Source organism: Limimaricola soesokkakensis (assembly GCF_900172345.1).
Lineage (GTDB): Bacteria > Pseudomonadota > Alphaproteobacteria > Rhodobacterales > Rhodobacteraceae > Limimaricola > Limimaricola soesokkakensis.
Genome location: NZ_FWFY01000004.1, coordinates 410,843 through 423,709 on the forward strand (window position 1 = coordinate 410,843; position 12,867 = coordinate 423,709).

At 58.3% G+C, this 12,867-nt stretch carries 10 protein-coding genes, 1 tRNA gene, 1 rRNA gene and 1 pseudogene; 6 read left to right on the forward strand and 7 right to left on the reverse strand.

All coding sequences use genetic code 11. The features are described from left to right. The 3 genes from LOS8367_RS09610 to LOS8367_RS09620 are packed head-to-tail and all read right to left on the reverse strand — an operon-like array spanning window position 1 to window position 2,811. Entirely contained in the window at window positions 1-1,032 is a 1,032-nt protein-coding gene (locus LOS8367_RS09610) for an McrB family protein (protein ID WP_085896264.1), read from the reverse strand. Further along, entirely contained in the window at window positions 1,025-1,672 is a 648-nt protein-coding gene (locus LOS8367_RS09615; RefSeq protein ID WP_085896265.1) for a hypothetical protein, read from the reverse strand. Before LOS8367_RS09615 ends, LOS8367_RS09610 begins: the two co-directional genes overlap by 8 nt. A 23-nt stretch (window positions 1,673-1,695) precedes the next feature. Then, window positions 1,696-2,811 carry a DNA-methyltransferase gene (locus LOS8367_RS09620; protein ID WP_207569246.1) on the reverse strand — a complete coding sequence of 372 codons (1,116 nt, stop codon included), beginning with the start codon at window positions 2,809-2,811 and terminating at the stop codon, window positions 1,696-1,698. 559 nt (window positions 2,812-3,370) lie between these two features. Here LOS8367_RS09620 and LOS8367_RS18670 point away from each other — a divergent pair. After that, a pseudogene (locus tag LOS8367_RS18670) lies at window positions 3,371-3,729 on the forward strand (transposase); the annotation flags it as partial. A gap of 352 nt (window positions 3,730-4,081) precedes the next feature. Here LOS8367_RS18670 and LOS8367_RS09630 read toward each other — a convergent pair. Continuing rightward, entirely contained in the window at window positions 4,082-5,710 is a 1,629-nt protein-coding gene (locus tag LOS8367_RS09630; protein WP_085896267.1) for a plasmid recombination protein, read from the reverse strand. 615 nt (window positions 5,711-6,325) lie between these two features. Between LOS8367_RS09630 and LOS8367_RS09635 the strand changes: the two genes are divergently transcribed. Continuing rightward, window positions 6,326-6,889: a hypothetical protein gene (locus LOS8367_RS09635; protein WP_085896268.1), complete on the forward strand. Its 564-nt coding sequence runs from the start codon at window positions 6,326-6,328 to the stop codon at window positions 6,887-6,889. After that, entirely contained in the window at window positions 6,886-7,359 is a 474-nt protein-coding gene (locus LOS8367_RS09640) for a hypothetical protein (RefSeq protein WP_085896269.1), read from the forward strand. The genes LOS8367_RS09635 and LOS8367_RS09640 overlap by 4 nt, the downstream gene beginning before the upstream one ends. A 408-nt stretch (window positions 7,360-7,767) precedes the next feature. On the opposite strand, the gene LOS8367_RS09645 is transcribed toward LOS8367_RS09640, so the two are convergent. Beyond that, on the reverse strand, window positions 7,768-9,540 hold the full coding sequence (locus LOS8367_RS09645) for a DUF262 domain-containing protein (RefSeq protein WP_085896270.1): 1,773 nt from the start codon (window positions 9,538-9,540) through the stop codon (window positions 7,768-7,770). Between the two features lie 513 nt (window positions 9,541-10,053). Here LOS8367_RS09645 and LOS8367_RS09650 point away from each other — a divergent pair. From LOS8367_RS09650 to LOS8367_RS09655, 3 genes are all read left to right on the forward strand, one after another. Continuing rightward, window positions 10,054-10,611, forward strand: coding sequence for a DNA-binding protein (locus tag LOS8367_RS09650; RefSeq protein WP_085896271.1), 558 nt, complete (start codon window positions 10,054-10,056; stop codon window positions 10,609-10,611). A 122-nt stretch (window positions 10,612-10,733) separates the two neighbouring features. Continuing rightward, window positions 10,734-10,898, forward strand: coding sequence for a hypothetical protein (locus LOS8367_RS19035; RefSeq protein ID WP_165761429.1), 165 nt, complete (start codon window positions 10,734-10,736; stop codon window positions 10,896-10,898). Window positions 10,899-11,009: 111 nt separating this feature from the next. Then, window positions 11,010-12,647 (forward strand): recombinase family protein, encoded by a 1,638-nt coding sequence (locus LOS8367_RS09655; protein WP_242665548.1) that lies wholly within the window; start codon window positions 11,010-11,012, stop codon window positions 12,645-12,647. Here LOS8367_RS09655 and LOS8367_RS09660 read toward each other — a convergent pair. After that, window positions 12,604-12,680 (reverse strand) — tRNA-Met (locus LOS8367_RS09660). The two genes, LOS8367_RS09655 and LOS8367_RS09660, sit on opposite strands and share 44 nt — an antisense overlap. 96 nt (window positions 12,681-12,776) lie before the next feature. Continuing rightward, window positions 12,777-12,867 (reverse strand): 5S ribosomal RNA (rrf, locus tag LOS8367_RS09665); the annotation flags it as partial.

A 12,867-nucleotide genomic window follows, 5' to 3' on the forward strand; every position in this document is an offset into this window, starting at 1 on the left:
TCAGGCCTCGGTGGTAACCGTTGAATTGGGCTCCGCCCCATTCGCCGGTTCAGGACCGGATTCTCGCTCGTTCTCGCTGCCAGGACCTGCCTCGGGAGGAGCCGCTGTTTCTGCCAAAGGCGGGAACTCGCGGAACCAAATCTGCTCAATTCTCTCAAAAGTAGCTTTGTCCAAGCGGCAAGCTTTCTGAAAAAAATGTTTGAGACGAAGTTCCCATGCGAGCCGCGCGCCTTCTTCGCTTACACAGTTCAGAAAATAGGCATGCCCTAAACGAACCATCTCATTTTGTTCGCGCTGGATAGCGTCGAATACTCGCTCTACTCGATTAATAATGTCTTCTCGCGCACCCTGCGCTTCGAGCAGGCGCCGCAATTCTAAACGGCTGGGCAAAACGTCTATCTGTGCCAGCCTTCGCTCGAGAGCGATGTCGAGTTCATCGACACCCTTGTCCCAAGGGTTCATTGTAGCAAGAATAATGAGGTTTGGGGGAACTGTCATCTTGCCGCCCGATGCCACGGTAAATTCGTGGCCACGCTTGTCGGTTTCGATGTAAGTCATGGCCTCACCGAAAACCCGAGCTACGTCGCACCGGCTAATTTCATCAATTAGCAAGACGTGCTGAACCGCTGGCTCCTCCGCCGCGTCGTCGCAGATCAAGGCGAACGTTTTTTTCTGTAGATGAAATCCACCCTCATCGCTTGGGGCGAACCCGAGCATGAAGTCTTCGTACTGATAAGATGCATGAAATTGCACAATTCGCACTGCATCAGAATGGCCGGCGATCGTATGCGCGAGGCGCTTTGCGTACCAGCTCTTCCCAGTCCCGGGAGGGCCCGCGAGGATCACCCCGGCGAACCCCATATCGAGCGCACTTCGAACGCGAACAAGAAGCGGATGGCTCTCCGGGAGAGTCTCGACCCCACTTTCTTCTTCTGCGTCACTAAAGAAGGACTCCAGCGTTGCCTCTGAAGGCGCAACCCCGAGATCATTGAGTGAAAGCGGTCGGACTTTTTCCTGAGTAAGGCTATCCATTTTGCGCGTCCTCATTCAGCAGCTCAAGATCGTTGGCCGAGTAACTGTCGGTATCATCCAAGAAAAGTGTCTCGAAGGCCTCCTGCTCCTCGCTAATATCAGACTCGAGGCCAAACTCTTGCCGAAACATCTTTATAATGCGGTCAGGTTCTGGTTCTTCGAGTTGAAACCCGTAGTCACGGTAGAAGAATGCTGTCAGGGCACCAATCGGCACCTGCCTTTTCAGTAAATATTGAAAGGCGAGCGCTGCATGGTCATCTTTCAAACCATAGACCGCGTTCTGCCCCTCGCCTTCGACCGCGATTACCTCGACAAGTTTACCACGGGCCCGAATAGAACTTGCACCATAGGAGCCAGCGACGTTCGGATTGAATGTGTGGAGGCTACTGCTCCCACGTGACGCAAATGGACGTACGTAGACCGGTGGATCGCCCTCCCCATCCACCCGCAAATAGCGGTTATGGAGGTCCCAGATGACGCTTGATCTGACGGTTCTTTCGGGGGCTGCGAGCTTCAGGCCGCGAAGAATTGCTAAATACCCAGGAAAGTGCTCATGAATCTTCGTCGCTTCGAGGACTCGGACTGACCGGAGAACCGCGTCTTTTGTAAACACGTAGATCGGCCCGTCGGCCACCTTCAACACGCTTCTTCAACCTCATCAACTCAGTGTGATGAGCTGAGGTCTACACCAATTGCGCTCCTCCCGATAGCCCTTGCAGCCGTCAAAGTTGTACCAGTTCCCATGAACGGATCTAATACAATTCCAGGCCGAAAAGACCCGGCGCAACCGCAGTCTGTCCAGCCTACGGTTTCGCGCTTCGCAAAAGTGAACTCTCGAAAGTAGCCCCCCAGAGCGGCCTTTGCTTCGGCTGCCAAACTTTTGACCGATGCCGAGTTTCGGCCAGTGCCGGTCTGTACCTGCATCGCCTTCCCGGCGTCGGATATGCCAGTTGCTTGGATCGCAGCGATGTGTTCAGGCGTTAAGCCTTTTTCTTTTGCAAGCTCCATTGCTCTTTTCGCTTGCGGTCGCGACGGATCAAGCTTTGCGGTTCGACGTACAACTCGCTCCCGCGGCTTGCCGCAGCACGTGCAGACCTGCTCGGGACAAGCCAGCGTTAGGATCCGATCGACCAACTCGACTGGGTAGGGAGCAAGGTGCTTGCTCATGTTCCGCCGGAAGCCAATCTGCCAAACGTCACTTGGTCCGGTCCCATTGCCGTACTTTTCAGCATACGCGAACTGATCATAGTAGTATCCACGTCGCCGAGGCGTGAAGTGGATAATGTACTCATGTCGGCTCTTCAACCGGTCCTTTGCAGGATCCGGCATACCAGCCTCTTTTATCCACACGATACGATTGCGAATGGTCCAGCCTGCGTCATGGGCAGCGATTTCCAACCGTCCCGGCGTGTTAACCAGTGAACCATTATGGTATGTATCACCGAGGTTCACAAATACCGAGCCCCATCTTGGGAGGATAGCTCTCCAACTTTCCATGCACTCTATGAGATTCTGCACGAACTCGTTTGGGGTCGCCTCTTGGCCGATCTGACCGTCGACACCATAGTCGCGCTTCATCCAGTATGGCGGTGAAGTGATGACCATGTCGGCAGCGCCAGGCTCTAAAGGAACCTTACGAGCGTCCCCGATCAACGTCTGAGTAAATGGCTCAGTGATAGCCCGCTCAACATCAATTGGGTTGCGATAACCCTCTTCAGCGTTGCCAGCACCTTCAGCCATGGGTTGAATAAAGTTATCCACTTTCGCCTTCTCGCACATACATGTTTTCCCACCGTGCGGCGCCGCCAGTGGTTGAGCTGTTGAAGCCTCGAAGCCTTACCAAGAAATGCGCAAGTCGTCGAGATACAATCTACATGTAGATTGTGCTACTTTGTCGTCGTAGCAGACTATGACCTTAAGACCCAGCTCTGCCGCTACCTCCCTGCCCAGAGCCTTCTGGAGGTCACCGGCTTGGTCCAGCAAGTTCCGGCTATCGCAGACACAACGGAAGGGCGCAACTCCACCTATTCGATCCAGCTCGCCGGGCGACCTCGTCTCGTTCCGCTTTCGACTGGCCGAGGAGCGCCATACCAAGCGTCCAAAGGCACTACCAGTGAGGAGCAGGGGGGCCTGCGTACGCGATGCCTGCCTATGGCACCGCCTCCCGTCGCCGCTCTAATACCGGCTACAAGATGTATGCCTGGCGCCGGACAGACTACCCCTTAGCGTGTTCTGCCCCCACTGAAGTGCTCCGCCCACTGAGATAGATTTATCTCGTCAGGAGGAGGACGAAGCGATGGGTGGAAGGCGCGAGAAGGCCGAGGACGTCGTGCTGTAGCTGCGGCAGATCGAGGTGCTGCACGGCCAAGGCATGCCGGTTGCCGATGCGGTGCGTCAGGTCGGGATCACGCAGCAGAGCTACTACAGGTGGCGGTGGCAATACGGCGGCATGAGCCGGTCTCAGCTGAAGCGGCTGAAGGAGCTCGAGAAGGAGAACCAGCGTCTGCGTCGGGCGGTCTCCGACCTGACGCTCGACAAGCTCATCTTGGCCGAGGCGGCGCGGGGAAACTTCTGAGCCCCTCGCGCCGCCGCCAGTGCATCGACCATGTGCGGCAGGCGCTTGGCGTGTCCGAGCGCCGCGCCTGCCGCACGCTGGGCCAGCATCGCTCCACGCAGAGAAAGGTGCCACGCGGCCGGCCCTGCACCGTTTTTTATGCCTCAAACGCCGGAGAGCTCGTAGAGAATCTTCATCTGACTTTAGAAGAGCTGATAGCGTTGCAGCGCTACGATCTCGCCCAGAAAATCACAGATCAGTTCAGGTGGTTTTTGGATGAGGGATGTATGGTTCCCTTTTCGCAACTGCACGAGTGGCACGACCTTCTCAATAATGCCTGCAATTAACTGGAGCGCATCAACCATCCTGGTGGTTTTTTTGCCGACCGCGCTCGGGCCTTCGCCTATAGCGAGCTTCTCGCGTTAGGCGAACTTAGCAAGACGGATCTTGAATAAGCATGAGACGCAATTCGTTTATCCCCCGTCTTCGAGAACGCTACTCAATCTTTTTCTCGATGTCTGCCTTCGAGACCCGGACCCCTGCCTTGTAAATATCGTTCACTGTGCCTTTCGTGAGGTCGTCCAGCTTCTGTTTAGCGACCTCGCGCTCGTTGCTGCCTGTTAATCGACCAATTAGCTGAAGAGCAAACTGATGAACCGAGCCAAGTGACGCCGAGGCCTTGCCCAAGGCTCCGAATGCATCGCGAAGCTCCGCAAGCGCGGTCGTGCGCGCCTCTGCAAGTCCCTCCTTGGCGGCCCTCTTGCGGAGAGCGGCCAGGCTCTCGCTGAGCTGTCCCGCGGTTGCAATCGCTGCGCTCGGCGCCGCCTTCGTTCTGACCAGAAAGTTAGCCCATGCGGTGCTGCTCTTGCCGGTCGCAGCGCGACGGAGTTCAGGCTGTTCGCCGGACTCATCGTACACGACCAGCCCCCCTGTCATGGCCTCGACGACTGCCAGGGACGCGTCGAGTTCGTCATTGCGCCTGGCGTGTTCCTCGTCCCTCTTATCTGCCTCAGCGTGACGCGCATCGGTACGCGTTTCGCGTCGCTCCAGATCTTTTTGTCGGATATCCAAAGCTGCGCCACGGGCGTCGAATGACGCAGCCATTGCGGCCGTTTTTTGGGCGAGCTGCGTAGTGTGTCGTGATGTCTGGGCCATTACGGCGCCGCGCGTGTCGAGTATCTCCGCGAAACCTTTAAGCCGGATTTCCCGTGTATCGAACGCGTCCTCCCGTTCGTCGTTTATCGCCTCCCTCTCGTCGAGCAGCGTGGCAATGCTCGTAGCAGCTTCAGCGAACTTCTGGATGTCCTTCAGGTCGGTAGCCGTACTCGCCCGCTCTTCGGCGGCCTGCATTGCCTTGATGTAGTCCGGGCGGCTCAGGCGCGCGCGTTTCGGCCCGTGCCGTAGTAATCCGACCTTGCTGAACACCTCTCGGTGTAGGTCGCGCTGCCACTCCCGCATGGCATCACAGTAGGCCCGCTTCGACTGCGCAAACAGATTGGTGTCCCGCTTGCTGAGCGCACCATGACGCTCACGGAAATCGTCCAGCGCGGCGCGCCCGGGATGCAGTGCATTGACCGATCCTCGGGTTCGATCGAGACCGTAGAGATGCATATGCACCTGGCGCTCGTCGCAATGAATCACCGCCATCGCGAGCTCGCCGCCGAGCGCCTCGATCCGGCGCTTCTCGAACGCCTTTGCCATGCGGAAAACACGCATGCATTCGCGCATCTTCTCCGGGTCGGAGAGTGCTTCTTCGGTCGTCACTGGCAGCGAGATGACGGCGGTGTAGAGGCTATGCGTGTCGGCCCGCAGATGGCGCCGCCGGGTCGAGGTCTTGCCGGTCTTCTTGTCGCGATAGGGGAACGAGAGCTTAATCGTCGAGGCCGCCTCGTGCGCCTTTCGCAGTTCGTCGAAGGAGCCGCAGGTCCCCGCCAAGACGAGAGGCTTTTTACCAGTGTAGGGCACGTGCTCGCAGGCATCCGGAACGCGCTCCGCCTCGTCGATGATCTGCTGCGCCGACCAGCTGCGCTGCCCGTTGCGCCGCACCGTTTCCTGGCGTCCGTTCTGAACCGCGCCGCCTTGACGGGACCATGTCTCCATGTGAGCAAATTGGTAGCCCTGCATTCCTATGTTCTTTCCGTGCCGAGTGATTACGTCGACGCGGAATTAGTCCCCAAAGGGTCACGCCAAAAACGAACCGGGCCGTCGGGACATCGTTTCGAAGCCAGCCCTGCGGGGCTGCGGGAGAAAAGGTGTAGAGACCGACTTTGCGTATTGCGAGACGCCCCTTCGGGGCTCAATACGCGTCGGCCCTCCGGGGGCTCTCCGAGGGCCCTGCCCGGGAGGCTCCTGCGCGGAGGGCGGCAGGGTCATCGCTCGCCGCTCCCCCTCCAACCCCTTGGCGCCTCCCGGCGGGCTCGGGTCATCATTCCGCACTCCCCCGCACCCCCTGCTCGCGCTCCCCGCGCCGGGTCTAAAGGGCCCGGCAGCGCCGCGACACCCGCCGGGGTCGCTCTGCTGCCTCACCCTCTCGACGCTCTCCCGAAATCGCCTGTCGGCGAAGAACGGCGCCCCGTCCAGGCATGGGCAATCGAGCTGGAATGGGGTCCCATAAATGGGCCGAGGCTCCTCCGCCGTGCGCGCGCCTTGTGACGCGCACGACGGACGACCTCAGCCGGAAAGGTGAGAGAGGAAGGCCGCTCGGACGTGTCGGCAACCAAGCTGACAAGGAGAGCGAACATGCTCGACATATTGCAACACGACCCGCGGATGAGCGCCGCCTGGCGGGATCATCTGAGCCACGGGGACATCGTCCTGTTCAAGTTCCCGCTCGCCGAAGAGGGCGAGGCCGCGAAGCTGAAAGCCCGCCCCTGCCTCGTGCTCGACATCGAGCGGATCGGCGACCAGACCTACGCGCTGCTGGCCTACGGCACGACCTCGCGGCGAAAGTCGAACGTCGGCGACGCGGTGCATATCCGCAAGCGTGCCGACTACATCGCTGCGGGGCTGCATGAGCCCACCCGCTTTGTTGGCGCGCGGCGCCTTCTGGTCGCGCTGACGCACAGCGGCTTCGTGCTCGACCGGCAGTTGGAGTCGCCCGTGATCGGCCGCATCGACGGCGAGATCTTCGAGCGCATGAACGAAGTGCGGGGCCGCATTCACGCGCTGCGCGACATCCGCAACGAGAGGCACCGCACGCGCGTGCCGCTCCGCCGAAAGGTCCTCGTTCGGGACCGCGACTTCACCGTCGAGCCGCGCAATCCAAGCCGACCTGTATCGCTCCAAACGGGAGATCACGCATGAGCCCTCGCACCCCGACAACCGCCCAGCTGTCCTCGATCGAGGCGCTGGCCGCGCATGCCCTCGCACAGAGCAGGATCGCCCTGCCCCATCTGCGGGGAAACTCCGCCGTCAGGCTGCATGGCGGATCCGGACAGCTCGCCCGGTCCATCGCCGACGCGATCGAACGCCGCGAGATTTTCGAGGCCGCGGTGGCGTGGGATCTGCATGAACTCGTCGAGGACCTCAACGACGAGATCGGCCGCCTGATCGTGCAGGTGGCAAATTGGTCCGACGACGAATGCGACGTCTCGGGCCTCAGCTGGATCGAGACGTATTGGCCGCCGGAGGCGCTCCGGCTGGCGACGCTCCGTGGTGAGCTGTCGGTGCTGCGAGACGCGATCGACGCCGTCATCGACCGACGGGATCTCGACCAGATCTTGGCCTCGGGCCGACGGCGAACCGCGCAGCTGGCGCGCCCCGCGAACCCGTAGCCGACATGGCACGCCTTCCAAGGCGTGCCACCCCTTGAGGCCGGATCTCCGGCCATCAACGCACCGCCTCGGATCAGGCGGCGCGGGGCGCGCCGGCGACACTTCTCCTGCTGCTGGGATGTCGGCGCGCCCGCTCCATTCAACCTGTCAAGCGCCGCTGGTGCGATCAATTGCAGGAAGCAGCGGCAAGGGGTGTTGGCCCGCTTTGCAGACCAAGCTGCCACATGTCGACGAAAAGCCGCGTGGCGAGTGGGACGTGGGTTTCTGACTTCGGAGCGGCATAGAAATCCTACGAACCACCAAGACAGACTTAGGGCGATTTCCTAAACTCACACCAAATAGATTTATTGACTAAGACCATATGAGATAGTCGATAAAATAAATTTGCCCTTACTATTTAGTGAATCTTCACTCAGCAGCCCGCATAATGCCCCTACTTCGCGCCATTAGTAAGCCCACCAAAACTTCCCGCAGTGATGCGGTCCGTTTTTCAGCAAAATCCTCGAAGTCCTCAACGCACTCGGGAAGAGTGCCAAGTCGATGCTTTGCACAATAATCTTCTTGGGAAATCCGACTCTTGCAAGCCAACCTCAACCATTCCGCAGGCAACTTTGCCCGCTTTTCATTGTTCATTGCACCATCAAGAAGTTGAAGGTTCGGAATGGTATCAGCAAGCCAACGCAGATCCTCTCCTTCTTCCTTCTTATACCCAGCCGCCTTGAGCTTACTTGGACTAAAGCGTGAAATTGGATAGACGTGGTCGACGTGGAACTGATTCCTTAGGTCTACAAAAGGGAACATAAGAGACAATAGCAGAAAAGTGCGTTTATCAGCATAGCGCATCTCGAGTAGTTCCTCGACCTCCTCCTCGTCGAAATTTAAGGCTTTACCTCTCTGAGCCATACGCCGCGCCAGCTGATCGGCAGGAAAGCCATCTTCCCCATGCTTCTGGATCACTTCCCTTAGCGAAGTTAGCAACGTGTCCAAGCCACTTCCCCAAATGCCAGATGGCTTCAAAAGAGATCGAATTAGCCAGAAACGAATAGCTTCCCGGTCCCCCCCCCACTTCGCGGCTGTAAGGTAGCTGTTCGGTGGTGACTTCATGAATATATAATAAGCGACTGGTAAAATTGCGCTCTCAGCCCGAAGGTTCGAGCTCGAAAGGCCAAACGAAGCCGTTAGCTCCACAGCCAATATGATCGCTCTTCGAATATCCTTCCAGCGATTTTCGAGTATGGCCATATTCTTTGCGGTGAAGTTGTCAACCTTAAAGCCGACACTCGCAGTATCTGCCAGCATCAGCCCCGCCTTCAGAACGAAGTCATGATTAAAAGCAAAACCAGCTCCGATCTCGTTAATGTCGTCAACGAGGCCATGAATTTCGCTACGTGCGTCAACATTTGTCCACTGTGCAACCGCAATACTTAGCAGCAGGTCAGAATAGGACAGCACGGTTCCACCTGAATTCAGGCGAATAAAAATATTAAGAACCCGGTCGAGGTGCTGGCTCTTCTCTTCATAGTAGGAAATAAGCGGTTCAACCCGTATTACAGTCCGCAGCCGATCAAGCGCATTGTAGGCTCTCTTTCGCTCCTCTTTTGCAAGATCTCGTTCTTCAATTACCTCATAGATGGCACTTCCATCTTCGAGATCCAATATTCTACTAACGGGAAACCAGAACGTGCTATCGCCAGCCTTGGCAGCGTCTTCGTCAAGGAATTTAAATCGGTATACAATTCCCGTATCATCCTCAGCAGCGACGCCAAGAAGGTCAAGGTATAGCTTCCTTTTTGGATAGGCGTGCAGATTGTTTCTGCGCTTGCCCTTAAGGCGCCAAGCCATTGAGCCTCGCAATCCGATGTTCAAAGCGGTGAGACGTTGTTGACCATCAAGAACCGCGGTAACCTGGCGACCCTTCATGTCCCCGAGCTCAGGGCAATGTGCTCCATTCTTTTCATGGTAGTTACGAACAAAATCGTAGAACTTGAACGTCGCAGCGTTTGCCGGCTCTACCTTCCAAAAAAGAAAAGTTCCAAACGGGTAGCCTTGCATCAGGCTATCGAAGAGCCTTTCGATCTGATCCGGACGCCAGACGAACTCCCTTTGTATTGCAGGAAGCACAAACTCGTTTTTTGAGATTGCAACTACTGCATCTTCAATAGTCCCACCCGCTTGGTACATATATCCCCTGCCGCAAAATCATGATCCAGAACGGTTAAGCTTCTGGTTGATCTCGCACAACCTAACCACTTAAGTTTGCGCGTCCAGCCATTTTTCCGTTCTGACGCGTGACCTTCTTGCGGCTGCTGCGCACTAAGCAGGTTGCTTCTGCCAAACTGGTCCTCGACCGAAGCCTCACCCGCGAGTATGAAGCGTATGGACGGTGATGCTGCGCTCAGCGTCCAAGGCCTGCTTCGTGTGAGCCTTTGCCGCGCGGCGCTTCACTGGTTCGAAGGGCATGGTGGAACGAGGTACTTCGTAGCGCGGGTAAGCTGAGGTCTCGAGAGCTTGAAGCAGAAGTTCCCGTCAGCCACGTCAAGTGCAGCTTTACCCGAGCTATTTCCTATCAACGGTAAATCTCCGGAACGATGTCCGATGGGCCCCATTTTTTGTTTCCAAGCGTGCCACGGCAGTACCTAAATTCCGCTGCAATTAGTAATGTAATGGCATACATTACTTTACACTTTCGAGTTGATGGTGGACATGCGCAGACCTGGGCGACCAAAGAAAGCAACACGAGAAGCCGTATGGGAGGCCGCCGGTGAGCTCTCCGCTCGCGGTGAGTATCCGACGGCAGAGAAGGTTCGAGGCCTTACTGGCGGCTCCTACTCCACCATCACCCCCCTGCTCGACGCTTGGGCCCAGGAGCGCCACGACCAAGATCCGCTGGCCTCACATGTGCCTCAGATGCCGGATGAAATGACAGCGCTCTGGGCCAGGGTCTGGAGCATGGCTGACAAGCAGCACACCGCTCAACGCATGCAGTGGTCGATCGAGGTCGCCGCGCTGCACGAGAAGATCGCTGAGAGGGACAGAATGGTCTCCGAGCTCGAAACGGAGATCGAACAGCAGGCGGACGAGCTTGATCGGCTCGAAAAGCAAGTCGATGAATGGCAGCACTTGGCGTCGTTCGAGAAGATCCACGCTCTCGCGCAGAACATCGCGCAGGAGATGCTGAACAGCGGGACTGTGAACAAGTTGACTCGGTCGCTGGTGACTTATCCGAGCACCAACCCTCCTGAGCAAGCATGAAGGACTGGTAGAAAGAGCCCGCGCCGCTGGTGCGACGCGGGCGCAGCCGGGTCCGGGTCTGTCGGCCACCGTTATCTCACAAGCACTGGGTTGTTTGTTGCCCCAAGCCGAAGGAGATGCGGATGAACCTCCAGAAACTGATCGAACTCATCGCCGAACAAGCAGCGCGGGAGGTCATCGCCTCCACGCGGCGTTTGCAGGGTGCTGTATGGTCAGTGCTACGCTCGCGCCTGAGACCCGGCAACAAAATTGAGCGCGCGCCGAAGCTGGACCCTCAGCAAGCGTAGCGTGAACTACACAGATCCGGCGAGGCAGTCCGGGTGCCAAGGAAGCAAGCCATGAAGACCGTCAAACGCGCAGCCATCTATGCCCGTTATTCGCTGGACATGCAGAGCCCGATGTCGATTCCAGACCAGATCAGGCTGTGCCAGCGCTTCGCGCGGCAGCGAGGCTGGGAGGTCGTCCGCGAGTACAGCGACGAACAGCAGACAAGCGCTTCCAACTGGCGCCCGGACTACCAGGCCATGATCGCCGATCTTCACAATGGTGGCTTCGATATTCTGCTGGCTGAGAGCATTGATCGGGTGACCCGCGATCTTGAAGATAACGCATACCTCTACAAGCACACCAAGCATCTGGGAGTGACGATTCATACGCTCGGCGAGGGCGAGATGGATGCTATGAAAATGACGTTCCGCGGCCTGATGGGAGCGCTCTTCCTCGAGGATCTGAAAAACAAGACGCGCCGCGGGCTCATCGGCCGTGTGCACAACGGGAGAAGCGCCGGTGGCCGCAGTTATGGCTACCGCCCGGCTCTCACGCCAGATGGAGAGCGGGGCGCCTTGGACATCGTAGAAGATGAAGCAGCCGTCATCCGCCGGATTTTCCGTGAGTTCGCTGCCGGCGTATCGCCCCTGAAGATCGCCGCAGGCTTGAACCGGGACGGCATTCCTTCCCCCTCGGCCGAGTCGAAGCGTGGATCTTCAGGTCACTGGAAACAGAATACGATCAATGGCAATCGCAGCCGCGGGACCGGGATCCTTAACAACGATCTCTATGCTGGTCGCCGTGTCTGGAACCGCCTCCGTTACAGTCTCGACCCGGTCACACGGAAGCGGGTCTCGAGGCTCCAGCCCGAAGACCAATGGGAACGTGCGGACGTCCCTGCCCTGCGCATCGTCGACCAAGATCTGTGGGAGGCCGTGAAGTCCCGGCAAGACAACCTGACCCGGCGCAAGGGGTCGGACACCGCCCCAAAGGATCGCAACAGCCTCTCAGCAAGCCAGGCACTGCGTCGCCGCAAGTACTTGCTCTCCGGGCTGTTGGAATGCGGGATCTGTGGCGGCAAGCTGACCATCGCGGGCAGCGGGCCGAAGAAGCGGTACTACTGCGCCAATGCGAAGGAGAAAGGACCGGCGATCTGCTCCGGGATGCCCGGCCTGCTTCAGCATCACGCCGAACAGACGGTCCTGAGCAGCCTGCAAGACGAGCTGATGCAGGACGAGGCCTTCCAGCGCTTCCGGACGGAGTTCGAGAAGCACATGGCCGCCAGTGCGTCCTCGGGACAGGAAGAGCTCAAGTTGCGGGACAAGCACATCCGGGAAAAGGAGAAGGTGCATCGCAACCTGGTCAAGGCCGTCGAGCAAGGCGATTACAGCCGGGTCATTATCGCCCGCTTGGAGGTCGTAGACGCCGAACTACAAACCATGAGGGCCAGCCGAGACGCCGCGGCACCTGTTCAGATCGAGATGCCCAACGACCTCCCTGCCCTCTATCGTACCTACGTGGACAACCTGGTGCAGACGCTGTCGGGCGAGCAGGTGGCTGGCCGCGCCAGCGACGAGATGCACGAACTCTTCGAGCGTATCGTCGTGCGGCACGATGCCAAGATCGGCCACACGGTCGAACTTCAGGGCAATCTTTCGTCGATGCTGGGGGCTGCGGACAGCAAGAACGCCGCGAGCTATGCGGCTGCGGCGTGTTCGCTGAAGTTGGTTGCGGGAGCAGGATTTGAACCTGCGACCTTCAGGTTATGAGCCTGACGAGCTACCGGGCTGCTCCATCCCGCGCCATTTTGTCTGGCCTGTCGCCCCCGGGGGGCTGCTTGAGGCCGAATGGTGCTTTTCGAGATCGTTCAGAGAGAATGTTTTGATGTTCTTTACTAGGTCTGGCGGTGACTTACTCTCCCACGTCTTGAGACGCAGTACCATCAGCGCGACGGCACTTAACGGCCGAGTTCGGAATGGGATCGGGTGT

Coding starts and splice junctions, on each gene's coding strand:
- LOS8367_RS09610 (WP_085896264.1), bottom strand. CDS start 1,032: ATGGATAGCCTTACTCAGGAAAAAGTCCGACCGCTTTCACTCAATGAT.
- LOS8367_RS09620 (WP_207569246.1), bottom strand. CDS start 2,811: ATGTGCGAGAAGGCGAAAGTGGATAACTTTATTCAACCCATGGCTGAA.
- LOS8367_RS09630 (WP_085896267.1), bottom strand. CDS start 5,710: ATGCAGGGCTACCAATTTGCTCACATGGAGACATGGTCCCGTCAAGGC.
- LOS8367_RS09635 (WP_085896268.1), top strand. CDS start 6,326: ATGCTCGACATATTGCAACACGACCCGCGGATGAGCGCCGCCTGGCGG.
- LOS8367_RS09640 (WP_085896269.1), top strand. CDS start 6,886: ATGAGCCCTCGCACCCCGACAACCGCCCAGCTGTCCTCGATCGAGGCG.
- LOS8367_RS09645 (WP_085896270.1), bottom strand. CDS start 9,540: ATGTACCAAGCGGGTGGGACTATTGAAGATGCAGTAGTTGCAATCTCA.
- LOS8367_RS09650 (WP_085896271.1), top strand. CDS start 10,054: ATGGTGGACATGCGCAGACCTGGGCGACCAAAGAAAGCAACACGAGAA.
- LOS8367_RS19035 (WP_165761429.1), top strand. CDS start 10,734: ATGAACCTCCAGAAACTGATCGAACTCATCGCCGAACAAGCAGCGCGG.
- LOS8367_RS09655 (WP_242665548.1), top strand. CDS start 11,010: ATGTCGATTCCAGACCAGATCAGGCTGTGCCAGCGCTTCGCGCGGCAG.